This is a genomic window from Providencia sp. PROV255, assembly GCF_028478065.1.
GTDB classification, from domain to species: Bacteria; Pseudomonadota; Gammaproteobacteria; order Enterobacterales; family Enterobacteriaceae; genus Providencia; species Providencia rettgeri.
In genome coordinates this window covers 326602-352886 of sequence record NZ_JAMPMI010000009.1, presented here as the reverse complement: position 1 = coordinate 352886, position 26285 = coordinate 326602, and the positions used below count along the sequence as shown (strand labels likewise).

The following is a 26285-nucleotide window of genomic DNA, read 5'->3' as shown; positions in this document are numbered from 1 at the left end:
AAGTCTCTTTTGAATTTGTTATCAATAGAATTTTTGGGCGATGGTAATAAAATGGGGCTGATTTTGCTTTTTTCAAGCTTTTTCCCCCTGATTTGCCAGTATTTTATCCATTATTTTGTCAGGTAAAATACGCTTTAAGATACGCACAGCGACAGTTAATAACGTGACAGAATAGCGTACTTTTGGGCGCGGGCTTTCTAACGCATGGATCAATTTTTCTACCACATGTTCCGGTGTTAAGGTAAAACGTGAGGCAATACCTGGGTTTTTAACAGGCTTATCTTTTTGAGTTTGTTCAACATTTTGAGTAAATGCTGTATGAATAGGGCCGGGCTCAATTAAGCTTACTTTTACCCCCGTTCCTGCCAACTCTAGGCGTAAGGCATCAGACCATGCTTCCAGTGCGTATTTACTGGCTGCATAAGCGCCACGGCCGGGGGTTGAAATCACCCCCATTACCGAACTGGTTTGGATAATTCGGCCTTCATGGTGCGCGCTCATGGCGGGTAATAGCAAAAAAGTTAACTGGTGAACACCAAAAAAATTAGTGGAAAATTGTGCTTCGAGTTGCTCGCGGCTGACGCTATTTAATGGCCCATACACCCCAAAACCGGCGTTGTTGAATAACCCGTAAAGGCGATGATTACAGAGTGTTAGCACCGTTTGAGCCGCTGTTTCTATGCTATCTTTATCATCGAGGTCAAGGGAGACGGTGTCATAACCCTGTTCTTTCAGGCGCAAAATATCACTTTCTTTACGGCAGGCAACAATAACATGGTAGCCACGCTGGCGAAGTGTCTGTGCAGCACAAAAGCCAATACCGCTTGAAGCACCTGTGACTAGGACTGATTTTTTGTTTCGTGCTGATGTTTGCATAACTTTACCTTGGTTTCATGCAACTGAATCTATTTCGGGTATAAAAGAGCGTTTTAATCCCCTTGTTTAACGTCTGTTTTATTGACTAGACGGTAAAATATGTTCAGAAAGTTGTTTTTCCATAAAATCAGCAATGGATGGCTGGGCTTCAACCGTCGGGTGAATACCGTCTTGTTGTATCCATTCAGGCTTAGTTATCACGGTTTCCATATAAAATGGCAGTAATGGAATTTGATTACTTTGCGCCAATTTCGGATAGACTTTTTCGAAACTTGTCGTATAACGTTTTCCATAGTTAGGTGGAATACGAATTTGCATTAAGAGCGGTTTCGCACCGGATTGCACGATTTGCTTAATAATCTGTTGTAAATTAGCTTCAAGTTGTTCTACTGGGAGACCTTGTAAGCCGTCATTTGCACCTAACTCAATCAATACCCAGTTAGGTTTGTTTTGTTCGAGTAACATGGAAAGGCGTTCTAACCCCTGCGCAGAGGTATTCCCACTAATACTACCGTTAATAATAGCAACGGGTGGGGAAAGTTTCTGCCAACGTTCGGCAAGCAAAGAGGCCCAAGCCTGCTCAGCCGGTAGACGGTAGCCTGCACTTAGGCTATCACCTAAGATTAATAGCTTAGTTGACGCAAGTGCGTGCCCACTTGCAGTCAGTAACAGGAGAAATACCAATATATGTCGGCGAATAATATTCTTGAAGTTCATCATCTCATTAAACGTGTTGGCCAAGGTGAACATGAACTGACTATATTGCAAGGTGTTGAGCTAATTGTCGAGTCCGGGCAAACAATTGCTTTAATTGGGGAGTCTGGTTCGGGGAAATCAACCTTGTTAGGGATTATCGCGGGGTTGGATGACGGCTCCAGTGGAACGGTTAATTTATTAGGCCAAGACCTCACTAAAATGGATGAAGAGCAACGGGCACGTTTACGGGCACAAAGTGTCGGTTTTGTGTTCCAATCTTTTATGTTAATCCCAACCTTAAATGCCATTGAAAATGTGCAACTTCCTTCTTTGCTACGTGGCGAATCTGAGTCTGAAAGTTATCAACACGCGGCGAGTTTACTGACTGATTTAGGCTTAAAAGATCGCTTAAAACACATGCCACCACAGTTGTCAGGGGGGGAACAACAACGCGTTGCACTTGCTCGAGCTTTTAATGGCCGCCCTCAGATTTTATTTGCTGATGAACCAACGGGTAACCTCGATCGCCATACAGGGGATAAAATTGCAGATTTATTATTTGCGATGAACAAAGAGCATGGAACAACCTTGATTTTGGTTACTCACGATAACGAGCTAGCTGCGCGTTGCCAACGTCGTTTGCGTTTGGTTGATGGGCAGTTGAGGGAAGAAGCATGATTTGGCGTTGGTTTTGGCGTGAATGGAAAACACCCTCGTTATTGATTGTTTGGCTTGCGCTTACTCTTGCAGTTGCCTGTGTATTGGCTTTAGGGCGAATTAGCGATCGCATTGAAAATAGCATGAGCTACCAAAGCCGTGAGTTGTTAGCGGGGGATTTAGTTTTACGCTCTTCTCATCCAAGCGATCCTACATGGTTACAGGAAGCCCAAAAAGAGGGCTTAGCGCTCAGCCAACAAATATCATTTTCTACCATGGCTTATGCGACAGAAGATGAAGACGCTCGGCCACAATTGGTGTTAGTGAAAGCTGCAGATAAGGCATATCCATTATATGGCGAGCTTATCACTGAACCCGCTGGGTTAACCCCGACAAAAGGGGAAATATTAGTCGCTCCGCGGCTATTAGAATTATTGAACCTCAATGTAGGGGATAACATTGATATCGGAGATGCAACGCTAAAAGTCTCGGGTAAATTAATCCAAGAGCCCGACAGCGGATTTAACCCGTTCCAGATTGCTCCAAGAGTATTAATAGCGATTGAAGATGCGCCACTAACGGGGGCTATTCAAGTAGGCAGCCGATTAACGTATCGCGACATGTTTGCCGGTGATCGTCAGCTGATTGATGCATTTCAACAAAAATATGAGCAAGATCTGCGAAATGATCAACGTTGGTATACATTAAGCGAAGATAACGGCGCAGTAGGGAAAACGTTTCAACGTGCTCAACAATTTTTATTGCTATCAGTGTTATTAACACTGTTGCTAGCCATTGCTGCGGTCGTGGTTTCAATGACGCATTATTGCCGCAGCCGTCATCAACTAATCGCAGTATTAAAAACTCTAGGAGCAGGGCGTAGCGCATTACGTCAGTGGATTATTGGGCAGTGGTTAGTGATTTTAATCGCTGCGGCTTTACTCGGCTCATTATTAGGTTTGGCTTTTGAAGGCATTTTAATGCAAATCTTAGGGGCTATGTTGCCAAAGGAGTTGCCACAAGCGAGTTTAATGCCTTGGGTTTGGGCAATCGGTACATTATTCATTATTGCTGTTATTGTTGGCAGTCGCCCTTATTACCAACTGATGGCAACCCAGCCTTCAAGGGTATTACGTGAAGATGCCAAATCACCCGTTTGGCCACTGTATTATTATCTTCCAATTGTTATTTTAATTGTGGTTGGTGGGTTATTTATTTTTGCTGGCGTAAACCCTCTGTTATGGTCAATTTTAGCGGGTATTGTCGTGGTGGCCATTCTACTTGCGCTGATTGGTTGGGTAGGCTTATGGGGGCTACGTCATATTAAGTTTCGCCAATTAAGTTTGCGTTTATCCGTTAGTCGCCTATTGCGCCAGCCGTTACAAACCATCACACAAATGAGTGCATTTTCGCTATCATTTATGTTATTGGCGCTGCTAATTTTAGTACGTGGTGATTTGCTTGATCGCTGGCAGCAACAGTTACCCGCAGATAGCCCGAACTATTTCTTAATTAATATGAACCAGTCACAGCTTGAACCTGTTACCAAGTTATTGGCTGAGTTTGATGTCAAGCCAACAGAGTTCAACCCTGTGGTGTTAGCGCGCTTAACCGATATTAATGACCAGTCAGCGATTGAATGGGCAGATCAACGTGATCCAAATAATAATACGGTGCGACGTGAATTGAGCTTAACTTGGCAATCTGATTTAGCGCCAGCTAATGTGGTTGACGAAGGGACATGGCCACCGAAAGCGGGAGAAGTTTCGATCGAACAAACGGTTGTCAAAGAGCTCGGATTGAAATTAGGCGATAAACTAACATTTAACGCAGGGGCTCAGGTCTTTAGTGCAACAGTCAGTAGTATTCGTACGGTTGATTGGGAGAGCCTGCGACCGAACTTCTATTTTATTTTCTCTGAAGAAAGTCTTTCTCAAATGCCGGCCACCTGGCTGAGCAGCTTCCACTATGACGGTGATGGGCAGCTATTGACGCAACTTAGCCGTCATTACCCGACAATTAATGTGCTCGATACTGGCGCAATTATTACCCAAATTCAGCAAATTCTTCAGCAAGTTAGCCAAGCTCTTGAAGTTATGGTGGTACTGGTTATTTTCTGTGGGTTATTGCTATTATTGGCTCAAATTCAAGTGGGGATGAGCCAGAGAGAGCGGGAGCTTGTGGTATATCGAACATTAGGCGCTAGCAAAAAATTAATGCGTAGAACGCTATGGAGCGAATTTGCATTACTTGGCTTAATGGCTGGGCTTGCCGCAGCTTTTGGAGCAGAAATTGCATTGTGGCTGTTGCAAAGTAAAGTGTTTGATTTCCCATGGCAACCTGAATGGCGTATGTGGGTATTATTGCCTTTGTGCGCGGCAATTTTATTGTCTATTTGCGGTGGGTGGTTAGGACTGCGTTTATTAGGGACGGGTAATCAGCACCGTCGTTTACCTAATAGTTAAATACTCGTCATACTTCGAGTTGCAGCGTTGTTGACTGCGTTCAGATAGCCGGATCATAGACTTATGTATGCTCATCGGTCTATCTTCGCTTGTCGCCTAGCTGTAACTCGAATTATTTAGAGTATATACTCGTTATATTTCAAGCCGTATGGGTGTTGACTGCACTAAGATAGCCGGGTCATAGACTTTTGTATGCTCATCGGTCTATCTTCACTTGTCGCCTAGCTGCAACTCGAATTATTTAGAGTATGTGGTATTAGGGGAATACCTTGATACCCCTATTTATTGAATATTCTAAAAACAACCTGTTTTTCAGTAAAATAACTGTCTCCAATCCTTCATAAAAGCTTCATTCATCAACGTTATGATTCCGCCATCAATTATTGATAGCCTTAAAATGGAAACATAATAATGCAGAATAACTATTCTATTAAACGTAAACTGGGCTCGTTATCTTTATTGGCTAGTTTAATTTCATTTAGCATCACTGGGTTTGCTCAACAAGAAGTGCCAGCTACATTAGCGGGTCACTCCATTCTTCCGGTTAATTCCACTGTCGCTACACCTGAAAATGCACCTTCAGACATGCAAGTGAGTGGTAAATTTACCACAGGCGCTCGTGTAGATAGTTTAGGGAAAGTGGAAGGTAAATCTGCAGATCGCCCAACGGGAATGCACATTCCAATTAAAGGCCAACCACGTCAAGGGCACTCGGGTATCAAACGCATGGCGGATGGTACTTACTGGGTTTTAACTGATAATGGATTTGGCAACAAAGTAAACTCTCCTGACTCTATGTTGTATGTCACTCAATATGACATTGATTTTCAAACGGGTAATACGACACCATTAAAAACGGTTTTCTTCCATGATCCCGATAAAATTATCCCTTTTCATATTACGAATGAAAGTACAAAAGAACGCTATTTAACAGGCAGTGATTTTGATCCTGAAAGCTTTCAATTTGCGGATGGTGCTTTATGGGTTGGTGATGAGTTTGGTCCTTACTTAATCAAAATGGATTTGGATGGCAAGGTATTAGCCTTGTTTGAAACGCAAGTAGATGGAAAGAAAGTCGTTTCTCCTGACCACTACCAAATCACCACACCGGGCAAACCCACAGATAAAGTGACTTTCCAAGTCAACCGTTCGAAAGGTTTTGAAGGTATGGCATCATCGCCAGACGGTTCTAAGCTCTATCCAATGCTAGAAGGGGCGATTTGGCTTGATGACAAACAAGATTATGAAAATGTTGATGGCAAACGTGCAGCACGTATTCTTGAATTTGATGTAAAAAAACAAGATTGGACTGGCAGAAGTTGGTTATATGTCTTTGAAGATAACCAAAACGCCATTGGTGATTTTAATCTTATTGATGATACTCACGGCCTAATCATTGAGCGTGATAATGGTGAAGGTACAGCAGATAAAGCCTGCACGGCGGGAAGCAGTAATACTGAAAATTGTTTTAGTAATTTAGCTAAATTCAAGCGTGTTTATCGTATTGAATTTTCAGATAACAATATAGGCAAACCAGTAAATAAGCAGGCTTATATTGATTTAATGAATATCAAAGACCCGAACAATATGGCAAGAAAACCCTTAAATGACGGGGTGTTTACTTTCCCATTCTTTACCATAGAGAACGTTGATGTGGTTGATAGCGAACACATTATTGTTGGCAATGATAATAACTACCCGTTCTCATCCAGTCGTGAACCAAATAAAGCGGATGATAACGAATTTATCTTATTAAAAGTTCCTGAGCTGTTAAAACCGTAATTGATTTTGCGCCACATTTTGATTTTTCCGGTGGCACAAATAAGCGGTATGTTTTGATCCAATATCTGGTCTTAAACTTGTTTTCCCTTTGGTTTTAATTTTTCCCGAGCTAAGCACTCGGGATTTTTTATTTGTGATTGAGTGCAGGGGGCTTCATCATCAAGGTAAGACCTAAAATCACGACAACAGGCGCAGCAATAATCAAAAATGCAGGGGTGAAACTCCCTGTGAAATCTTTTATTGCACCAGCAATAAAAGGCGCTAAACAAGCAACGGTTGAAATTAAATTCACCACAGAGAATAGTTCTAGGTATGGGCCTCGGCCAAAATAATTTGAAAGCAAAACACTTGATGCCAAAAAAGTCATGCCGTAGCCAATGCCAACGCATAACACAAACAAGATTAGCCATAGCCATGAGGTGGCAATACTGAGGAAGATAACACCTAATACCATGGTAATTAGGCTACCAATTAATAGTTTCTTTGGTTCTAGCCATTCCCCAGCGGCCCCACCAATAAGCCTTGAGAATGCATTAACAAATGCCATTGTGCTTAACAATGAAACCGCCACGGTCAAGCCAAAACCACGCTCTTCAATATGGGCAACAGCAAAGCTATTAACGGTAATACCACACCATAAAAATGAGGTATAAGTTGCAGCAATTAAGTAAAACTGCCATGTACGTAGTGCTCTGCCGACTGTCCATACTTCTGGAGTGCGATAAATGGGTTTACTCGCATCACTCACTTGTTTTTGCATCACTTTTTTTGCGTGTTCTTGTTCTTGTTTACCTTCACGCAGCATAAAAATAGTGATTAACGTGACAATGCTCAGATAAACGGCGCATAGAACCCAATGCATACGCCAAGAGCCTAACTGGTTTGAGGCGTAAAAGTAAATCCAAGGGCCTGCAACGCCTCCCAAACCCCCGATGGTGAAATATAACCCAAAGGCAAGGGATTGCTTTTCAAATAGCCGTGAAAGTACGTAAGTCCCAGGAACTGTGGCGAGTAAGGTGAAACCAATACCAATTAATGCGGTGCCTAAAAAATAGGTGCTGATGGCTTGCGTGGAATAAAGGCTATAAAAACCCGCAACAAAGACACTAGTACCTAGCAATAAAGTGGCCCGTACACCGACTTTACGGATCAGTAGAGAAGGGAGAAAACTCGCAAGCCCACAAGTTAAGCCCAGTAGCGTAAAACCAAATCCAGCCTCACTCCAACTCCATTTGAGCTCACTTATCATCTCAGGCAAAACCACACCAAGAGATGTAAAGGTGGTTGCAGTGGCTAAAAAATAAACCAGCCCTAATAGAACAAGAATGCACCACTGATAAAACGGACTAAAAGGCTGCGAGGACATATTGACTCCAGTAATGCCGCACACCTTAAATCAGGATATTTGTTTTCTGGATGACGGCGTAAATAGCATAATGCCCGAAAATAGGTTCGGGCATCGAATAGGGCTATTTTCCCTATTTATTGGTGAGAGTACCAGTCTAATTTTGCATTTGCCCACTCAATGCCACTTTTGTACTCATTTGGTAAAAGTGGAACTAAAGCAGCAAGTGTTGCAGACAATTGATTGCAGTCGCGATGAGAAAGGTTTAAATGGCCCACTTTCCGAGCAGGGCGCACCTCTTTTTCATACCAGTGAAGGTGAACTAGGGGGAAATTTAACCAGTTTATATTTACATCCGTACCAATTAAATTGACCATAACAGCAGGACTATACACTTCAGGTGATGGCATTGGCAGGTTTAAAATGGCACGTAGATGTAACTCAAATTGGCTAATGGATGCGCCATTTTGTGTCCAATGGCCGCTATTATGTACTCGAGGCGCAATTTCGTTAATCAGTAGGTTATTGCCCACGACAAAGCATTCCATTGCCATCACACCAATATAACCTAACTCATCCATGACCGCGCTGAGCATGGCTTGAGCTTGTTCCTGTTGCGGGTTAGTTGACTTAGGGAAGGCTACACTCGTTCGCAAAATACCTTCTTGGTGCAAATTATGAGTAATTGGGTAAAAAACGGATTTCCCCTCTGCATTTCGGGCCCCAATGACAGACACTTCCGCGTCAAAAGGGATGCCTTGTTCAACGATACATTCACCGTAAATTTCAGCGGGTAAGTCTTTTTCATCACCAGGGCGAACACGCCATTGACCACGCCCGTCGTAGCCGCCAGTTCTGCGTTTTACAATGAGGAAATCGCCTAAAGTTGCAAATAATTCAGGCCATTGTTCAGGGGATTCTAATAATGCCCAAGGTGCAGTGGAAAGTTGCAAACTATCAAATAAACTTTTTTGTGGGAACCTATCCGCTAAACGTGGAAAAATATCACGGTTAATAAAGGCATTATGGCGAGCTAATTCTTTTGTCAAAGGTGTTTCTGGCCAGCGTTCAATTTCAGCGGTGATGACGCTTTGCTGATAAGGAACGGCTTCCGGCTCTGCATCAAGCCCAACAGGAAAAACGGCGATACCTAATGGCTCACCCGCTTGACGCAGCATGCGACCTAGTTGGCCATTACCAAGCACACAAACGGGTTTCATTATGCTTCCCTCGGGTCTGGGTTGTTTAGCACATCATTGGTTTGTGCTTCACGCCACGCGGCAAGGCGGTTGAAAATAGCAGTATCACTTATTGCTAATACCTGAGCGGCTAACAGTGCTGCGTTTGCTGCACCTGCTTTACCGATTGCTAGTGTGCCGACAGGGATACCTTTAGGCATTTGAACGATGGAGTATAGGCTGTCGACACCACTGAGAGCAGCGCTTTGTACTGGTACACCAAAGACAGGTACTAAGGTTTTTGCAGCTAACATACCCGGTAGATGAGCGGCACCACCAGCGCCTGCAATAATCACATCAACCCCATTTTTTTTCGCATTTTCAGCAAAGGAAAATAATTTATCCGGGGTACGGTGCGCAGAGACGATTTCGACATGAAAAGGAATTTGGAGTTCATTTAATACATCAGCAGCGTGCTGCATTGTCGTCCAATCACTTTTCGAACCCATAACGATGGCGATTTTTGCCGCAGATTGAGCAGAAACTTGGGCAGTCATTTGGTGCTTTCCTGTAGTGAAAAAAAACATGACCCTAAGATGGGGAAATTGAATTAAGGTGATCATATCACGGTAATGCAGTCAGGAAAACGTTTGCGTGATTAATAATTAAGCAAACGAGTCGTGTATGCGATGAGAAATTCTGGGGCTAATTAAAATTACTCGAATGGAAAGAAAATCAGTTCAATGCCTTGCTCGCTAATGACAAAAGCAGAACCTTCATAGTGCCATGCACCTAATACACCTCGATAATGCAATTCACCACCGATATTCACCTCATGAATAGCAGGGCGGTGAGTATGACCATGGATCATCCATTGCGCTTGGTGCCTTTGTAATGCATCAATAACGGCTTGCGAATTGACGTCCATAATCGACTCGGCTTTCATGCTGCTTGCATATTGGCTATTTTGTCGCATTTTTTGCGCGATACGGCGACGCACAAAGAGGGGGAGTAGCAGAAACAGCCGTTGGACCCAAGGTGTGTGAACTTTTTTACGGTAGTTTTGATAGGCGGCATCGTCTATACATAATGTATCACCATGCAAAATTAAAATACGTTTACCATAAAGTTCGAGCAATGTTTCTTGCGGTAATAGGGTCATGCCACACTGTTTCGCATAGCGTTTACCGATTAAAAAATCCCGATTTCCATGAATGAAATAACAGGGTATTCCGCGATCTGTAAGCTGTTTTAGTTCGTTGGCAATTTGTTGATGTAGCGGGTTGTTGTCATCATCGCCCACCCAATAATTGAAAAAATCGCCGAGAATATACAGGCTTTCGGCATGGATGGCTTGCTGTTGAATAAAGTTGATAAAACCGGCGGTGATCGCCGGTTCATCTTCACTTAAATGCAAATCTGCAATGATGTAAGTGGACATGCGTCAGGTTTACTCGCTGACAGTCACTTTTTCAATGATAACGTCTTCACGTGGAACGTCTTGGTGGAAACCGCTACGGCCAGTTGAGACACCTTTGATTTTGTCAACAACGTCCATACCTTCAACCACTTCAGCAAATACACAGTAACCCCAGCCATCTGGACGTTCTGAACGGAAGTTTAAGAAGTCGTTGTCAGCAACGTTGATAAAGAACTGTGCTGTTGCTGAATGAGGGTCGTTAGTACGAGCCATTGCTAAGGTACCACGGCTGTTTTTTAAACCGTTGTTAGCTTCGTTTTTGATAGGTGCTTTAGTGTTTTTTTGTTCCATGCCTGGCTCAAAACCACCGCCTTGGATCATGAAACCATTAATAACACGATGGAAAATGGTATTATTGTAAAAACCTTCACGGCAGTAAGTTAAAAAGTTTTCGACTGTAACGGGGGCTTTATCGTCAAACGTTTTGATAACAATATCACCGTGATTGGTATGAAATGTAACCATAATAGCTATCCTGAATAATTGTTTTTTGTGCGCTAACTTGCGAAAGCGTTGAGATCAGCACGTTTATATCACAGATAAAACCTGACTTGAAGCGGAAGGAAGCTTAGCGGGTAGTTTATAGCATAATAGGTGTGTATTAAACCTAATGAATAAACTGAAAAGGAAGCGGGGTAAACCCTTGCATTCTTAAGGTGATCGGGGTTCAATAACATGATATTTTATCGGTAGAAATCGATAATCATTTTTCAAATAAATGGAAAAGTTCAGATGCTACAAATTTTTAATACACTAAGTCGTCAAAAAGAAGAGTTTAAGCCCATCCACGCAGGGAAGATTGGGATGTATGTGTGTGGCATCACTATCTACGACTTGTGTCATATCGGCCACGGCCGTACATTTGTGGCATTTGATGCAATTAGCCGCTATTTACGTTATTTGGGTTACGACTTAAATTATGTGCGCAACGTCACCGATATTGACGATAAAATCATTAAACGTGCAGCAGAAAATAATGAAAGTGTCGAAGAGCTAACAACACGTATGTTGGCTGAAATGCATAAAGATTTCGATGCATTGAATATTTTACGCCCTGATAGCGAACCACGTGCAACGCGTCATATTGGTGAAATCATTGAATTAACCCAAAGCTTGATTGAGCGTGGACATGCTTATGTTGCTGCGAATGGCGATGTCATGTTTGAGGTGAAAACTGACCCAAATTATGGCCTGTTATCCCGTCAAGATCTAGAGCAGTTGCAAGCAGGTGCTCGCGTCGAAGTGGCTGATGTAAAACGTAATCCAATGGACTTCGTCTTGTGGAAAATGTCTAAAGAAGGCGAACCAAGCTGGGAATCCCCATGGGGCTTAGGCCGTCCAGGTTGGCACATTGAATGTTCGGCAATGAACAGTAAAACATTAGGCAACCATTTTGATATTCACGGTGGCGGCTCAGATTTAATGTTTCCACACCATGAAAATGAAATCGCACAATCTACCTGTGCTCATGATGGCCCTTATGTGAATTACTGGATGCACTCCGGTATGGTCATGGTTGATAGAGAGAAAATGTCTAAGTCTCTCAATAATTTCTTCACTATTCGTGACGTACTTGAGTATTACGATGCAGAAACAGTGCGTTATTTTCTGTTATCAGGCCATTATCGTAGCCAACTTAACTACACAGAAGAAAACTTGAAACAGGCGCGCACTGCGCTTGAGCGTATGTATACGGCATTGCGCGGTACCGATAAATCGGCAGTTCCTGCTGGTGGTGATGAATTTAAAGCACGTTTCATTGAGGCGATGAATGACGACTTTAACACACCAGAAGCTTATTCCGTGTTGTTTGACATGGTACGTGAAGTTAACCGTCTGAAATCAGAAGATATATCAGCGGCCAATGCGATGGCGGCACAACTTCGTGAACTGGCTAGCGTTCTTGGTTTGTTAGAACAAGACCCAGAAAGTTTCTTAAAAGGCGGCGCACAGACTGAAGATGATGCGGAAGTGGCAAAAATCGAGGCATTAATTCAACAACGCCTAGATGCGCGTCAAAATAAAGATTGGGCGCAAGCAGATGCGGCTCGTGATGAGCTGACAGCTATGGGGGTTGTGCTTGAGGATGGGGCTACTGGTACTACGTGGCGTCGCAAATAATACGCGTCATATTTCGTGCTGTGGCGGTGTTGCCATCACTTGGCTACTTGGGTCACATACTTTTGTATGCTCCCCAAGTTATCCGCGTTCGGCGCCTAGCCACAACACGAACTATTTAGCGTATTAATAAGAGTCATATTCATACTGTGGCGGTGTTGCCATCACTTGGCTACTTGGGTCACATACTTTTGTATGCTCCCCAAGTTATCCTTTCGAGTACTGATGGACTTAAAAAATCCTGCATATTTAAACGGTTAGGTATTGATATTTAACCGTTTTTTATTTTTAGTGTGAAATAAAAGCCCCCCAGTTAAGGGGGGAATAAGACTACCAACAGGGACTAGGAATGGAACTTAAATCTGAGCGATTAAGCGATACTTGCCATTTCTTGTTGAGCTTCTTTGGGCGTTGCTTTTTTGACAATGGCATAAAGCACACCAGAAACCACCGTACCAGCTACTATCGCGAATAAATACATCAATACATGATTAATAGCTCCGGGTATTAACAGCACAAATAAACCACCGTGAGGTGCCATCAACTGAATACCAAAGTACATGGATAGCGCCCCAGTTATTGCACCACCAATGATACAAACAGGAAGAACACGGATAGGGTCTTTGGCGGCAAACGGAATAGCACCTTCTGAAATAAAACATAAACCGAGAACAAAAGAGGCTTTACCTGCTTCGCGTTCAGCGGGAACAAATTTATGTCTCGCTATTAATGTGGCAATCCCCATTGCCAGTGGCGGCACCATACCTGCAGCCATAATCGCTGCCATTGGTGCGTAGGTTTGTGAACTTAATAGGCCGACACCAAAGGCGTAAGCAGCTTTGTTGACCGGGCCTCCCATATCCGTACACATCATGGCACCCAATATTGCACCTAAGATCACTGCATTGGTGGTTCCCATGGTATTTAGCCAGTTGGTTAACCAGTCCATCAACCACGCTACAGGGTGACCAATCACATAGATCATGGCTAAACCGGTAAATAAAGTCGAAATCAATGGCACGATTAAAATCGGTTTTAACGCTTCCATTGTTTGCGGTAATTTTAATCGAGTGCTAATAAAGTGAGCACTGTAGCCCGCAAGGAAACCGGAAATGATCCCGCCTAAAAAACCTGCACCTAAGGTGGTCGCAAGTACCCCACCGACTAAACCCGGGGTTAGCCCTGTTCTGTCAGCAATGGAATAGGCGATATAACCCGATAGTACAGGCACCATTAATGCAAGGGCTGTTTGCCCACCAATTAGGCTAAGCGCCCAGGCCAGAGAGCCTTCTACATTGGATGCATCTAAACCAAAAGCAAATGAAAGTGCAGTACACAATCCTCCTGCCACAACCATCGGGAGCATATAAGACACACCTGTGAGTAAGTGCTTATAGACTCCGCGTTTTTCGTTGGATTGGCTTGATTGTGATGAGTTTTTGCTATTTTGTGGCGAAAATGTACTCGCCTCCTTTATCGCTCTATCTAATTCCTGTGCTGTTTTCTTCAATGCTGCACTGGTAGAGGTGCGGTACATTGGCTTTCCCGCAAATTTATCCACATTGACTTCGATATCAGCAGCGACAATGACTAAATCAGCTTGTGCAATTTCTTCTGGTGTAATTTCATTTCCAACCCCTACAGAACCACGGGTTTCTACTTTGATATTCCAGCCTCGTTTTTTTGCTTCAGCTTCAAGTGCTTCTGCGGACATATAAGTGTGAGCAACCCCTGTAGGGCAAGCTGTAACGGCTAATATAGAGAAAGTTTTTGTGTGCTGCGGTTCGGCAATTTGTTGTTCACAAAGTGTGGCTTCATTAATTGCTGATGTCAGGAATTCAGCAGGTTGCCTAACAGCGACATCGGGGTGGCCGAAATAGATTTTTTTGTCTGCACAATTGAAATCTTCAGGCAACTGAGTGTCAAAACAAATCACAATATCAGCATCAGTAAGCTGTTCAGTGAAGGTGATATTTTGTAAGGCAGATACATTCTTTAAGGCATCGATGGCTAGCCAGCAAATAGCAGGGCCTTGCTGGTGGCTTGGAGCGATTAATATTTTCATGTTTTTCATCCTCATTGAGCCGTAAACGGTTGTAAGTCAACCTTTGTCATCATATGTGCAAGTTGCGCTCGGTCTGTGATACCGACATTGGGTTGGGAGACTGCAAGTGCAGAAATGGCAGTAGCTAAGCGTAGTGTGTGCTCACTTGTCTGCCTCATCATTAGCCCGTAAATTAACCCACCTACCATTGAGTCCCCTGCGCCAACGGTGCTGATAACGTCACATTCAGGTGGTTTAGCAAACCAAGCGCCTGATGAATTGACCCACATGGCACCTTTTTCGCCTAAAGAAACCACCACATGGGCAATACCTTGTTGGCGAAGTTGATTTGCGGCATCAACAATATCTTGATGAGTGGGAAGAGGTTTTCCTGCCCAAATTTCAAGTTCACGATGATTCGGTTTTACTAACCAAGGAGAAGCTTTGAGTCCAGCAACAAAAGCTTCACGGCTACTATCAAAAATGACACACATGCATTGTTCTCTAAGGCGTAACATCCATTGAGTAAAATCTTTTAAATCAACGCCTTGAGGTAAACTTCCACTGACGCAAATCATATCAAACTGACCCGCCCAGCTGAGTGAGTCGGTGACGAAACGTTGCCAATCCGCTTTAGTGACACTGAAGCCTGAAAAATTAAAATCGGTAACTGCACCGGTGTGCTCTGTCAGTTTTACATTGATACGGGTGCGGCCTTCGACAACCTGAAAGCGGTTAGCAATTCCTGTTTCGCTGAACGCTTTTTGGAAACCATCTTGGTTTTCTTTACCTAAAAAACCACCAACAGTGACATCAATTCCTAAGTTTTTAAGTACTTTGGCCACATTTATGCCTTTTCCAGCGGCATGAAGCCCAGCAGTTTTGACTAAATTCACATCACCTCTATGAATATCAGGTAAAAGCCCAACTAAATCATAGGCGGGGTTTAACGTGATAGTTGCGACTCTTCTGCTCATGCGATTTCTTCTCCAAGTCCTGAGTTAATTGCCTCGCCAATGGTAACGATAGCTTCTTGTGCATCTGTACCTTCTGCGTGAATTCGTAAACGGTGCCCACATTTAGCGCCTAAACTGACGATTTTCATTAAGCTGCGACCATTTACGGGAGTCGCAGTACCATCAAGATTACTCACAGTAATAGTGCTTTCGAACTGCTTAATGGTGGTGACTAGCTGGGTGCTCGGGCGCGTATGTAGCCCATGTGGATTAAGAACGGTGAAGTCCTGAGTGATTCCGGATGTACTTGATGATTTACTTTCCGTGTGTGAATCTTCACTACGCAATAAATTAATTAGATTGTTAACGTTATCAGTGTTGTTAATTAGATTTAATTCTTTATTTTTCAATAGATTATTTATTTTAAGTAAAAAAGTTTCTATCTGATAATTAGCGTAAGAGAGAGTGATTAGGGCATTGACTGGGTTACCTTGAAAGCTAAATGTTTTTTTTACGGTCGTTATCGCAATCGCATTCTGAATATTTCCAATAGGGCTATCACTTAACCAAATACCTTGACCTAAATACGAAGGTGTTTGGGTGAGAACTTGGGTAATAAAGTCAGTACTAACAGCTTGGGCGTTTTGTAAGTTAATAATATTCTGTATTTTTAATGTGTTTATATTATCAACTTGAGCACTAACAGTGACCATTGAGTCATCAAGTTTCACTGGTTGAGTTTGGCGTTCACCCATTAGAAGTTGCTTTAAGGCTTCAGGGGTGTCAGCTTTGGCCATCGCGTCAGCTGTGTGCTCATCACTGATAATGTGGGTTAACTGGCGAAGTAATTCGAGATGTTCATTGGATTGAGCCGCAATGCCAATAACAATATAAGCAGTTTGGTTATCACCCCAGTCAATACCATTAGGGAATTGGAAAACAGCAAAACCTGTTTTCAACACTTGGTTCCGTGTCTGCGTTGTCCCGTGTGGGATTGCGATACCATTTCCCAAAAAGGTGGGAGCTTGGGTTTCTCGGTTAAGCATTCCTTGTGCGTAACCGCTTTTTGCATAACCTGCATTTTCGAGAGCCTTAGCGACTTGTTCTATTGCATTTTTTTTATCAGATGCAGCAGCTGCAAGGTGGATATCGCTTATTGGTAAGTTAAACATAATTTCTCCTGATTATTATTTATTGCCGGATCAGCCAGAAGACTTGCAAGCGGATCTGATTGTTTGTTAATCATGTTATCGTTAACAAGGTTAGCTGAATCGTTTAGTCTTGTCTATGTCGCTAAGGTACGAAATACAAAAAATGAGAGCTAAGTTAAATTTTTTAAGGGGAGGAACTGAGTGTTTTTTATCTGTCTTATGACAAAGCTGAAGTAATTGCTGAAGCTTTTTGTTTTTGTAAACCAATAAGTTAAATTATCAATATGCTTGGTTATTTGAATGTTTAATACACTAAATATGGCTAAAGAAAAAATCTTCTAAAACCTCAAAAGAGCTTTGGTCGTTTTACAATAAATCGGATTATTTTGAACAAAGGGGGAAAGGGAGGTGGTTATTTATTATGCAAAGAGAGGTAAGCTGAAATTTTTCAGCTTACCTAAATGTATTATTCTACAACTTTAATTTTTTGGCTGCCCATTGAAACGATTTTACCCGCGACAATTTTACAGCGTTTACGTGTTTCGACCACACCATCAACTTCAACTAAGCCATCTGCAATCATGGCTTTTGCCATTGCACCGCTTTCCGCCCAGCCTTCAATTTTTAGCAAATCACACAGTTCGACGTGTGGGTGCCCATTTAAATTGAATATATCCATGATTACTCCAAAATTACATTAAATATCGTGGTACTCTTCACATGCTTGAAGGGTGTTTTGAATTAAAGTCGCAACGGTCATTGGGCCAACACCACCAGGCACTGGGGTGATCCAAGCTGCGTTTTTCGCGGCTTCGTCAAAATCGACATCTCCTGTGACTTTGCCGCTATCTAAGCGGTTGATACCGACATCGACCACAATCGCGCCAGGTTTAATCCATTCACCAGGAATAAAATTGGGTTTCCCCACTGCGACAACAACTAAATCAGCATGGCGAACGTGGTGTTCTAAATCTTTGGTAAAGCGATGCGTTACTGTTGTAGTGCAACCCGCTAGCAGAAGCTCTAAGCTCATTGGACGACCAACAATATTGGATGCGCCAATAATTACAGCGTTTAAACCATAAGTGTTGATACCGCAGCGCTCAAGTAGAGTAACAATTCCTTTAGGGGTGCATGGGCGAAGGCGCGGCGCACGTTGGCACAAGCGGCCGACATTATACGGATGAAAACCATCAACATCTTTGTCTGGATGAATACGCTCAATAACTTTGACGTTATCAATCCCCGCAGGTAATGGTAGTTGAACTAAAATTCCGTCAATTTCAGTATCTTGATTTAAATCATCAATCAGTTTGAGTAATTCAGCTTCTGTTGTTGTATCTGGCAAATCATAAGAACGTGAAATAAAACCGACTTCTTCACAAGCACGGCGTTTGCTGCCGACATAGATTTGTGACGCGGGGTTAGCGCCAACTAAAATCACAGCAAGCCCAGGGGCGCGTTTTCCTTGTTCTAAACGTAATTGTACTTTTTGAGCAACTTCTTGCCTAATTGTCTGCGCAATCGTTTTCCCATCAATAATTTTTGCTAACATCTGTAACTTAATCCATATATGAGACACGGTAATGACTCTATTTTGTCAGAAGTTAAGGTCATTGTCAGTTCAAACTATTACATAAAATGAGCATATAGTTATTTTAGTAGCGAAAAGCCATTGACTCAGCGCGCAGCAACCGTATAATTCAACGCCATCAGCCAGATAGGCTGCCCGCATTATCAATGCGCCCTTAGCTCAGTTGGATAGAGCAACGGCCTTCTAAGCCGTAGGTCACAGGTTCGAATCCTGTAGGGCGTACCATTAATTTTCAATCACTTACCATCATTTAAAATTCTCCACTTTTGCTAACTGGGACGTATTTGGGACGCAAGTACCGAAAATAGTGTCTATTTGCTTCGCATGTTCAGTTAAATGATTAGGTGCTAAGTGAGCATATCTTCTCACCATATCAACGGACTCCCAGCCGCCCATTTCTTGTAAAACTGAAAGTGGGACGCCAGACTGAATTAACCAACTCGCCCATGTATGCCGTAAATCGTGAAAGCGGAAGTTTTCTATTCCTGCTCTTTTCAGTGCGGCTCTCCATGCTGTGTTAGAATCAACTCGCATTTTTCTAACGCTTGGCGTCAATGTTCCGTCTGGCCTCTTTTTGGATTCAGTGTGAACAAATACCCATTTATGATGGTTTCCAATTTGTTCCTTGAGAACCTGACAGGATGTATCATTCAATGCCACGCCAATAGCTTGGCCTGATTTGCTTTCTTCTGGATTTATCCATGCGACTTTTCTTTGCATATCAATCTGATTCCACTCTAAATTGATTATATTGGAACGTCGCAGCCCAGTAGCCAGAGCAAATATAACTACGGATTTCAGTGGCTCAGGGCATTCGCGGATCAGCCTTTGTGCTTCGTGATGTTCTAGCCACCGAACCCGTTTTTCTCTCACTGTTGGCACTTTAATAACAGGTGACTTTTCCAGCCATTTCCACTCGCGCTCAGCAGTTCGTAGTAATGACTTCATAATTGCCAAATGCTTTGCTTTTGTGGCTGTGGTTACTTGGGCTTCTGAATAAGCAGGGATTTCCTTTCCCTTACGCTTAGCTGCTTCAGCTTGCTTTTCCCATCGTTCTCTAACCTTCCTATTTCTCATCTTGCTTACAGCTGCATAAATTTTTGCCTCTGTAATATCTTTCAGTTTCACACCTTCGAAGTGATCTAACCAAAAGGAAAGCCGACCTTTATCATCATCCAGTGATTTTTTATCAGCTTTTTCCTCTATCCATCGAACAATCGCCTCCTCAAATGTGACATCAGGGAAGTCACCAAGCTTTTCTATGCGCCACAATTCAGACTTTCGTTTGTCGTGTAGCTCCTGTGCTTGCTTCTTGTTCGCTGTGCCAAGAGACTCCTTGATACGCTTGCCGCTTGGCGTCGTGTAGTCCCCGTACCAGATTTTTCCTCTTTGGAATATTGACATGGTTTCCTTTCTCCTGTCTCACCAGTGTTCACTGGCATAGTGTGAATTGATTTGTTGGCCGCTGCAATACATGCTGCTCTAGTGAATAAGTAAGGGGAGTTTTTCTTTAGAGGGTTTTTCTTTGTGAATGCGATCATTCCTTGCTTGCACCACTGTGATAGTGTGTTTTCAGTTATACCAATTATTTCTGCTGCTTCTTTTCTAGATATGGTTATTCCTGTCACCATTAATCTCCTTATCTATCGTCATGACATAGTGATTGAGCCACATGTTAGGTGTGTACTTTAGTTTCTTATCGGATGGTAAATATTTAGTGAATTCTGGTAGGTGCTTGAGTAGAGTTTTGGTTGATATTTCGTTGGTTATTTTGTCGCAATTCTTCAGTTCTTTGTGGCATTTCCTTGCCACTGCTCGCAATCCGTTTTCATGCTCCTGTGGTGTCATAGGCCACCTATGCTATTTTCCATTCATTTAATATTTGATTTCCGATATTAATTAACTCGTCTCTATCGACAGTGCTAATTATCTTTCTTGGTTTAATGTATGGTCGCCATATTAAAAGCATTGAGCCTTTATTATTTCCGTTAACTGGCTTATTTGTTCCAGCGTTAATAAATGAAATTCTTCCACCTGTAATTAATCTCACCTCATCAACTGTTTCCAGTGCGGAATTAAACCAGCCTACTGATGTGTCATTAGGAATTAACATCACGACAGGCTGTAATTGCTTTTTGCATTGTTCAGCGGCTTTATCGATCCATGGCTGAATATCTGAATAGGGCGGGTTAATCCAAATAGCGCCGTAACTTTCCCAATCACAATTTAGCGAGTTTTCTTTTTCGGTGAGGTAATGAGTACAAAGGTGATTATTTTTATCTGCGGCGGCATCTAAATAGAAACCGAATTCAGCGTCCAATGCTGTAAATAAAGGTAGTGGAGTTTGCCACCTATCACGCAATTCCTTTGGTGTGTGGCTACCTCCGTAATCAGCCTTCATCCTCGCTATCCCTTATCATAATTAGGTAGCTGATCATCAGGTATGCATGAAATACCTCCCGCATATCCTGACTTATACACGTAGCATGTCACATTTCTTTGGTCATCATGATACATGTCGATAGCTGAGCCTTCTTTTAGTTCAGTACAACCAGATAAAAATAATATTGCAACAGCAGTAATTACTAATTTATTCATTGATTAACTCCAATTCACCTTGCGCGAAATACGTTTCAATGCCATCAGGAAAATTAACTCCAATATTTAAAGTTTCACTATTATCAATCGATATTACTTCGCATTCATAACCAACAAGATTAGAGCCGAGAATATCTTTAACTACTCTAACCTTATCGCCGACTTTAAATTTCATCATCAGCCTCTACATATTTAATAACCCTGTAGTTTAATATTGTTCCCTCATCACAATATTGTACTGATGATTGACTACCTAAATAAGCATCAAGAATATAACCATCTTCTTGTTTGTTGTTTATTAACCAATCTCTGAGAACTCTCTTTTCATATGACTTAATAGGACAAATGACGCTTCTCTGCTCTGTTATTCTTTTCTTACCTACATTCTCAAGCCCGTTAACTTCCAAATCACAATCAACTTCAGAAAGTCCAGTTATACATTTAGCAAAATCAGCATAGTCAATTTCAAGACTTAAAAATCTTAATTTAGAAATGTCACATTTAACGACAATATTTATTTTCTCTCTATCATCACTGTAACTAGGTCTTGATATTGTTAGCTTACCTTTCATTTTATTTTCTCCATCTTATCCCAACCTAATAAATCAGCCCCCGCATTAAAACTATCAACGTAATCGTTGTAATCTCGATTCCAACGTGAGCCTACTATGTCGTAATAACCTTTATAGGCTTCCATAACGTGCAATTCCAGCTTGTGATTGAGCTAAACAAAGTTTGTATTTATCAATATCCGACAATCGTCTCTAGCATTCTCATGCCAGCGCCGCTTCCATGTTGACTAATAGAACAGCATTGAATATCGAACTTATTGATGATGTAGTCTCTAAAAGATAGTAAATCTTTGATCTTCTTATTGAGTTCATCTTTCGCTGCGTCTAGTGCGGCGTTAAACTCTTTACCTTTCTTCGAGTTAGCTTTGGCTCGAATAACTTTTAACTCGCTAGTTCGCTGAGATTCTTTAACTGCAAAATCGAATTCTTTATCTACTGCAAAAGCAAATGCGCGAATTGTTGTTCCATTTTCACCCCATGAATTACTAAAGCTAACTCCTTTAGCCCCAACGCTTTCAATGGCTTCATTGAGAAGCACCTGCCGTTTAGCTTGGATTTCGTCGGTTTCTTTTTTGATTTGCTCGGTAGCTTCTTTGCTAATTTTATAAAATCGATAATCCCTTGGTTCCATCTCTATCTCCTATCTATTAATCAACTCACCACAGCCCACCTTGATGGACTGTAATTAGTTAACTGTGCCTGCTTTTAACCACGTCAGGCGAGGTGGTTTCCTTCCTTTCCACAGTCAAGGAAAATTGATATATTGGTTATTCCACAGTCAAAATAAGGAATGTTTTTAATGACACAATATGCAGTTAGAGTTGAGCTATATAATGCAGATTATGACGACTATGATGATTTGCATAAAAAAATGAGTGGGATATTAATGAATAGGTATGTCACGTATGGAGATGGCAGTAAACGCGACCTACCTAACGGAACTTATGTTGGCAACAGTCACTTAACTACAGAGCAATTAAGAGATGAAGTCAGGAGAATATCCAAACCTTTATCTTTAACAAAGGATGCGTCTGTCATTGTGTTTGCTATCAGTGACTGGGCTGCATTTTTATATCAATCTAAATAGTCGTTCCTGAGCCTAATTCAGGCTCACCTGTAGGTAAGCTGGCTTGTCTGTTATTGATTAACTTCACAACCAGCTTTATTGCTTCCTGTCGTGAAATACCTTCATTTTCTGCTACTGTATTGATTAAACTTTCTAACTCTTCCATTGTAAATCTCCTATTTAACGTGCCGTAACACTTCCATCACTCATAATCGGCTTGCGTAGCCGTGGTTGCTTGCGTTGTACATCGGGTATGTCTTTTAAGGCAGCAATGCTTATTAAGATAAAATTCATTCAAGCATTTAACTGGATGGCAGAGCAAATTAATCGCTGGAAAGATTTAGGCGAAGAAGCTCAGCATCGGCATGCGTTAAAAGCGGCAAAGTCAGAATTAAAAGGTCGGCTAGGCAGCCAGTTAATGAATGGGCGAAAGAAAGAGAAGAAAGCATTGCAATTGGAATATGAGCAAATACTTTCACTCACTCAGCCCAAGTTATTATTTGTAGATGAATAGGTCGCTCAGCGGCCTTTTTTAAGCATAAGTCAAATATGTGTTATTTATTACATTTAGTTAGTGTTAGCATTCCTCCAATAGGAGGTAACTAATGATTTCATGGTTCGATGTTATGGCTCTACTTGCCATACCAATAGTGATATTGATTGTAGTTGTGAAGATGGCAATAGGGAGCCATAAGATGTTAGAAAAAAGTGAGCAAGTAAAAAATGAAGCATTAGAAGCTCACAAAAATGAAATTAAAGAGTCTAGTGATGGAGCGCAAGCAAAGAAGATAAAGAAAGAAATAACAGCAAAGATAATCTGGTACAGGATATGTTCCGTTGCATTATTGATACCAGTTCTATATTTCCTGTTTAGATAACGACCCGCCTAGCGCGGGTTTTTTATTACCTAAAGAAAGGCAATTTATGACTACTGAACTAACAGCAAAAGAGAAAATCCGCTTAGGCTTACTTAAGCTAACAGGGAATAACACAGCAGCAACCGCAAAGGCTATCAAGCTCATCAATGACGACCAACTTGAATATGAGTTATTTGTTCAACTGTGGTCTGGTAACAATGGCAACTTTGATAATGGCTCAGTCGATTTACTGACCAAGGTAGATACTATCTATCAACGAGTGCAAGAAACAAAGAAAACGTTATTCAACAATGAAGTAGCAGAATAACCAATCACAAAGCTCATCATGGTGGGCTTTTTAATTTGTTATGAGGATATGAATATGGCTAAGAGACCAGATTGGGAGGCCATCGAGTCGGCTTACCGAGCTGGCGTGATGTCACTTCGAGAAATAGCTTCACAGCATGGCATATCTGAAGGAGCTATACGCAAAAGAGCAAAGAAGGATGATTGGTCGCGAGATCTTAACGCAAAGATAAAATCCCGTGCAGATGATTTGGTACGCAAAGAGGAAGTACGCAAGCAGGTACGCAGCGAAACAGTACTTTCAGAGCGCGTACTTATTGAGGCAACCGCCGAAGTCATCGCTAGTGTTCGCATGGAACACAGGGGAGATATTCGCAGGGCAAGAGAGTTAACCAATAACTTGTTTGATGAGCTATCGGCTGAATGTGCTGATGTACCAGCGTTAAGTAAATTGGGTGAATTAATGTTTAGTCCCGACGATAACGGACGTGACAAGCTAAATGAGATTTACAACTCAATCATTTCTCTCCCTGAGCGCGTTAAGTCAGTCAAAGCATTAAGCGAAACACTTAAAAATCTAGTTGGTCTTGAACGCCAAGCATATGGGCTAGATGATGTGCAGCAAAACAAAACATCCGATTCTATCTCGTCACTGATGGACGACTTATCTAAGGAATAATCATGAAGCCAGAACATCTTGCATTATTGAGAGATAAGCTCTGGCGATTGAATCATCTCTACTGGATCACCAACAAAGAAGGTAAGCCAGTTCGATTTAAAATGACGCCTGAGCAGCTTGAATACTTTGAAGGGATGCACACGCGAAACATTATCCTTAAAGCCCGACAGCTTGGCTTCACTACTGAGGTCTGCATTATCCAGCTAGACGCAGCGTTATTTGAGGCGGCTAAATGTGCATTGATAGCCCACACACTTAACGATGCTAAGCGACTATTCAGGGAAAAGATAAAGTATGCCTATGACAAGCTACCCGATGAAATCAAAGCGGCTAACCCAGCGAGTAATGATGCGGCTGGTGAGTTGGTGTTTAGCAAAGGCGGCTCGCTTTATATCAGCACGTCATTTCGTGGCGGTACACTCCGATATTTACATGTATCTGAGTTCGGTAAGATATGCGCCAAGTATCCAGAAAAGGCTCGTGAGATTGTTACTGGTGCGTTTGAGGCAGTATCAAGCGATTGTTTCACGACAATTGAAAGCACAGCGGAAGGTCGAGCAGGTTATTTTTATGATTACTGCCAGTCTGCTGAGAAAGCGCAAATTCAGAGTAAGGCTCTCTCTAACCTAGATTGGAAATTCTTTTTCTTCTCATGGTGGAAGAATCCCGAATACGCCATTGACCCTGTTGAGCAATTACCACAGCGGCTAGTTGATTACTTCGATGAGATAGCCAGTAAGCACGGCGTTAAATTAAACGAGCGCCAGAAAGCATGGTACTACGCCAAAGAGAAAACACTTGGCGACGATATGAAGCGGGAATACCCGTCAATACCGTCTGAAGCATTTCAGCAATCTGTTGAAGGTGCTTATTACGCCAAACAATTCCGCTTTCTGTACGAAAATAAACGCATTGGAACACTCCCTGATAACTCACACTTACCTGTGCATACGTATTGGGATATCGGCGTGGGCGACTCAACGTCAATCTGGTTTATTCGTGAAGTGGGTGAGGAATTTCACGTCATCGACCACTATTCAAACAGTGGTGAAGGTCTTCGTCACTATATGAAAGTGTTGAAAGATAAAGGTTATACCTACGATAGTCACAATGGCCCGCATGATATTGAGAATAGGGAATTCGGCTCTGATGCTAAATCACGGAAAGAATTAGCCCGTGAGGGGTATGAAATTGACGGAGAGGTTTATTCAATTCGATTTAATGTCGTGCCAAGAGTGTCTGTCGATGAGGGCATCGAGGCTGTGCGTGAAATTCTTCCTCATTGTGCTTTTGATGAACATAAATGCGGCGAAGGCATTGTAACTCCCATGAGTTAGGGCTGTTTGATTCATACTGTAAGCATGTAACATGTTGATTTGTCTTATAACCCAAATCTGGGTTACGGATATAATCAGCATCCTTACCGCCTAATAATGCAACCAATATTGTACGGATATCACGGCAAACATGGTCGTGACGCTTACCTGTCAGCTTAGCAATCTCACGACTAGACATGGTGACAACTTGGTTAGTAGTTGTTAAAGTATTCATGACGTTATTTCCTATGGATGATTTGACGTTATCAGAAGCCCCGATGGTTGCAGCCGTTGGGGTTTCGTCCTTATACTGCTGCGTTACTATCATTTTTTTCATCTCCTTGTAGTGATTGTACTAGTCGCTGAATAATCGCGGCATTTATTGATAATCCTTCCTTATCTGCTTTTGACTTGATCGCCAATTTAATGTTTTCAGGCATTCTTAAAGGGAATACGTTTGGCTTTGCTTCTTTCATTTTATCTCTCCGTTAGCATCAAAATGATGTTATGACATCAATATAACATCATTGAGCGTGCTGTCAATATGAT

At 42.1% G+C, this 26285-nt stretch carries 31 protein-coding genes, 1 tRNA gene and 1 pseudogene; 11 read left to right on the top strand and 22 right to left on the bottom strand.

The genetic code is table 11. The features are described 5' to 3' along the window. Positions 1-72 precede the first annotated feature (72 nt). The gene (locus PR725_RS10915; RefSeq protein WP_109912072.1) at positions 73-876 is read right to left on the bottom strand and encodes an SDR family oxidoreductase; all 804 of its coding nucleotides are present in this window, start codon (positions 874-876) and stop codon (positions 73-75) included. 78 nt (positions 877-954) lie between these two features. Then, on the bottom strand, positions 955-1596 hold the full coding sequence (gene tesA, locus PR725_RS10910; protein WP_042851644.1) for a multifunctional acyl-CoA thioesterase I/protease I/lysophospholipase L1: 642 nt from the start codon (positions 1594-1596) through the stop codon (positions 955-957). Here tesA and ybbA point away from each other — a divergent pair. The 3 genes from ybbA to PR725_RS10895 all read left to right on the top strand — a co-directional run bounded on the left by ybbA (position 1564) and on the right by PR725_RS10895 (position 6476). Then, positions 1564-2250, top strand: coding sequence for a putative ABC transporter ATP-binding protein YbbA (gene ybbA, locus PR725_RS10905; RefSeq protein ID WP_004913560.1), 687 nt, complete (start codon positions 1564-1566; stop codon positions 2248-2250). The genes tesA and ybbA overlap by 33 nt on opposite strands. Further along, positions 2247-4694, top strand: a complete 2448-nt coding sequence (gene ybbP / locus PR725_RS10900) for a putative ABC transporter permease subunit YbbP (protein ID WP_272568987.1) — start codon at positions 2247-2249, stop codon at positions 4692-4694. The genes ybbA and ybbP overlap by 4 nt, the downstream gene beginning before the upstream one ends. 411 nt (positions 4695-5105) lie before the next feature. Then, complete coding sequence (locus PR725_RS10895; RefSeq protein WP_109912075.1) at positions 5106-6476, top strand: esterase-like activity of phytase family protein; 1371 nt, start codon at positions 5106-5108, stop codon at positions 6474-6476. Positions 6477-6603: 127 nt separating this feature from the next. Here PR725_RS10895 and PR725_RS10890 read toward each other — a convergent pair whose 3' ends face one another. The 5 genes from PR725_RS10890 to ppiB form a co-directional block, all read right to left on the bottom strand. Further along, entirely contained in the window at positions 6604-7842 is a 1239-nt protein-coding gene (locus PR725_RS10890) for an MFS transporter (RefSeq protein ID WP_004913552.1), read from the bottom strand. Positions 7843-7958: 116 nt separating this feature from the next. Further along, positions 7959-9041 carry a 5-(carboxyamino)imidazole ribonucleotide synthase gene (gene purK / locus PR725_RS10885; protein WP_109912076.1) on the bottom strand — a complete coding sequence of 361 codons (1083 nt, stop codon included), beginning with the start codon at positions 9039-9041 and terminating at the stop codon, positions 7959-7961. Next, entirely contained in the window at positions 9041-9556 is a 516-nt protein-coding gene (gene purE / locus PR725_RS10880) for a 5-(carboxyamino)imidazole ribonucleotide mutase (RefSeq protein WP_004913545.1), read from the bottom strand. Before purE ends, purK begins: the two co-directional genes overlap by 1 nt. Before the next feature lie 158 nt (positions 9557-9714). Then, positions 9715-10440, bottom strand: coding sequence for a UDP-2,3-diacylglucosamine diphosphatase (gene lpxH, locus PR725_RS10875; RefSeq protein WP_109912077.1), 726 nt, complete (start codon positions 10438-10440; stop codon positions 9715-9717). Positions 10441-10449: 9 nt separating this feature from the next. Then, positions 10450-10944, bottom strand: coding sequence for a peptidylprolyl isomerase B (gene ppiB / locus PR725_RS10870; RefSeq protein ID WP_004913539.1), 495 nt, complete (start codon positions 10942-10944; stop codon positions 10450-10452). Positions 10945-11211: 267 nt separating this feature from the next. On the opposite strand from ppiB, the gene cysS reads away from it, so the two are divergent. Next, on the top strand, positions 11212-12600 hold the full coding sequence (gene cysS, locus PR725_RS10865; protein WP_109912078.1) for a cysteine--tRNA ligase: 1389 nt from the start codon (positions 11212-11214) through the stop codon (positions 12598-12600). 367 nt (positions 12601-12967) lie between these two features. Here cysS and fruA read toward each other — a convergent pair whose 3' ends face one another. The 5 genes from fruA to folD all read right to left on the bottom strand — a co-directional run bounded on the left by fruA (position 12968) and on the right by folD (position 18303). After that, positions 12968-14662, bottom strand: coding sequence for a PTS fructose transporter subunit IIBC (gene fruA / locus PR725_RS10860; RefSeq protein WP_272568981.1), 1695 nt, complete (start codon positions 14660-14662; stop codon positions 12968-12970). A gap of 11 nt (positions 14663-14673) precedes the next feature. Beyond that, the gene (gene fruK / locus PR725_RS10855; RefSeq protein WP_109912080.1) at positions 14674-15618 is read right to left on the bottom strand and encodes a 1-phosphofructokinase; all 945 of its coding nucleotides are present in this window, start codon (positions 15616-15618) and stop codon (positions 14674-14676) included. Next, positions 15615-16769, bottom strand: a complete 1155-nt coding sequence (gene fruB, locus PR725_RS10850) for a fused PTS fructose transporter subunit IIA/HPr protein (protein WP_272568978.1) — start codon at positions 16767-16769, stop codon at positions 15615-15617. The genes fruK and fruB overlap by 4 nt, the downstream gene beginning before the upstream one ends. A gap of 445 nt (positions 16770-17214) precedes the next feature. Further along, entirely contained in the window at positions 17215-17427 is a 213-nt protein-coding gene (gene ybcJ / locus PR725_RS10845) for a ribosome-associated protein YbcJ (protein WP_004913522.1), read from the bottom strand. An 18-nt stretch (positions 17428-17445) separates the two neighbouring features. Then, positions 17446-18303, bottom strand: coding sequence for a bifunctional methylenetetrahydrofolate dehydrogenase/methenyltetrahydrofolate cyclohydrolase FolD (folD, locus tag PR725_RS10840; RefSeq protein ID WP_004913518.1), 858 nt, complete (start codon positions 18301-18303; stop codon positions 17446-17448). A gap of 187 nt (positions 18304-18490) precedes the next feature. Between folD and PR725_RS10835 the strand changes: the two genes are divergently transcribed. Continuing rightward, positions 18491-18567: transfer RNA gene (locus tag PR725_RS10835), tRNA-Arg, on the top strand. Positions 18568-18588: 21 nt separating this feature from the next. Here PR725_RS10835 and PR725_RS10830 read toward each other — a convergent pair. From PR725_RS10830 to PR725_RS10800, 7 genes are all read right to left on the bottom strand, one after another. Further along, on the bottom strand, positions 18589-19746 hold the full coding sequence (locus tag PR725_RS10830) for a tyrosine-type recombinase/integrase (protein WP_180312422.1): 1158 nt from the start codon (positions 19744-19746) through the stop codon (positions 18589-18591). A gap of 451 nt (positions 19747-20197) precedes the next feature. Continuing rightward, positions 20198-20743: a phage N-6-adenine-methyltransferase gene (locus PR725_RS10825; protein ID WP_272568975.1), complete on the bottom strand. Its 546-nt coding sequence runs from the start codon at positions 20741-20743 to the stop codon at positions 20198-20200. Between the two features lie 5 nt (positions 20744-20748). Further along, positions 20749-20940 carry a lipoprotein gene (locus PR725_RS10820; RefSeq protein WP_272568973.1) on the bottom strand — a complete coding sequence of 64 codons (192 nt, stop codon included), beginning with the start codon at positions 20938-20940 and terminating at the stop codon, positions 20749-20751. Next, positions 20933-21115 carry a hypothetical protein gene (locus tag PR725_RS10815; RefSeq protein WP_272568971.1) on the bottom strand — a complete coding sequence of 61 codons (183 nt, stop codon included), beginning with the start codon at positions 21113-21115 and terminating at the stop codon, positions 20933-20935. Before PR725_RS10815 ends, PR725_RS10820 begins: the two co-directional genes overlap by 8 nt. After that, positions 21105-21512 (bottom strand): hypothetical protein, encoded by a 408-nt coding sequence (locus PR725_RS10810; protein ID WP_272568969.1) that lies wholly within the window; start codon positions 21510-21512, stop codon positions 21105-21107. The genes PR725_RS10815 and PR725_RS10810 overlap by 11 nt, the downstream gene beginning before the upstream one ends. Further along, on the bottom strand, positions 21509-21637 hold the full coding sequence (locus PR725_RS10805; protein ID WP_272568966.1) for a hypothetical protein: 129 nt from the start codon (positions 21635-21637) through the stop codon (positions 21509-21511). The genes PR725_RS10810 and PR725_RS10805 overlap by 4 nt, the downstream gene beginning before the upstream one ends. Before the next feature lie 47 nt (positions 21638-21684). Further along, positions 21685-22143: a DUF5420 family protein gene (locus PR725_RS10800; protein ID WP_272568964.1), complete on the bottom strand. Its 459-nt coding sequence runs from the start codon at positions 22141-22143 to the stop codon at positions 21685-21687. Between the two features lie 168 nt (positions 22144-22311). Here PR725_RS10800 and PR725_RS10795 point away from each other — a divergent pair, with 168 nt between their 5' ends. Next, positions 22312-22599, top strand: a complete 288-nt coding sequence (locus PR725_RS10795) for a DUF2622 domain-containing protein (protein WP_210789250.1) — start codon at positions 22312-22314, stop codon at positions 22597-22599. Here the strand turns inward: PR725_RS10795 and PR725_RS10790 are convergent. Beyond that, positions 22592-22744, bottom strand: a complete 153-nt coding sequence (locus PR725_RS10790) for a hypothetical protein (protein WP_154611333.1) — start codon at positions 22742-22744, stop codon at positions 22592-22594. The two genes, PR725_RS10795 and PR725_RS10790, sit on opposite strands and share 8 nt — an antisense overlap. A gap of 105 nt (positions 22745-22849) precedes the next feature. On the opposite strand from PR725_RS10790, the gene PR725_RS10785 reads away from it, so the two are divergent. The 5 genes and pseudogenes from PR725_RS10785 to PR725_RS10765 all read left to right on the top strand — a co-directional run. Further along, positions 22850-23092, top strand: a complete 243-nt coding sequence (locus PR725_RS10785; protein ID WP_272568961.1) for a hypothetical protein — start codon at positions 22850-22852, stop codon at positions 23090-23092. A gap of 91 nt (positions 23093-23183) precedes the next feature. Then, a complete protein-coding gene (locus PR725_RS10780; protein ID WP_006659518.1) occupies positions 23184-23456 on the top strand; it encodes a hypothetical protein in 273 nt (90 codons plus the stop codon). A gap of 46 nt (positions 23457-23502) precedes the next feature. After that, complete coding sequence (locus PR725_RS10775; RefSeq protein ID WP_272568959.1) at positions 23503-23763, top strand: DUF2560 family protein; 261 nt, start codon at positions 23503-23505, stop codon at positions 23761-23763. 54 nt (positions 23764-23817) lie between these two features. Continuing rightward, positions 23818-24420 carry a hypothetical protein gene (locus PR725_RS10770; protein ID WP_272568957.1) on the top strand — a complete coding sequence of 201 codons (603 nt, stop codon included), beginning with the start codon at positions 23818-23820 and terminating at the stop codon, positions 24418-24420. 2 nt (positions 24421-24422) lie between these two features. Next, positions 24423-25739, top strand: a pseudogene (locus PR725_RS10765) (terminase); the annotation flags it as partial. On the opposite strand, the gene PR725_RS21835 reads toward PR725_RS10765, so the two are convergent. Further along, positions 25639-25935 (bottom strand): Rha family transcriptional regulator, encoded by a 297-nt coding sequence (locus PR725_RS21835; protein WP_336297988.1) that lies wholly within the window; start codon positions 25933-25935, stop codon positions 25639-25641. The pseudogene PR725_RS10765 and the gene PR725_RS21835 sit on opposite strands and share 101 nt — an antisense overlap. Positions 25936-26041: 106 nt before the next feature. Further along, on the bottom strand, positions 26042-26212 hold the full coding sequence (locus PR725_RS10755; protein WP_006661955.1) for an Arc family DNA-binding protein: 171 nt from the start codon (positions 26210-26212) through the stop codon (positions 26042-26044). Positions 26213-26285 lie beyond the last annotated feature (73 nt).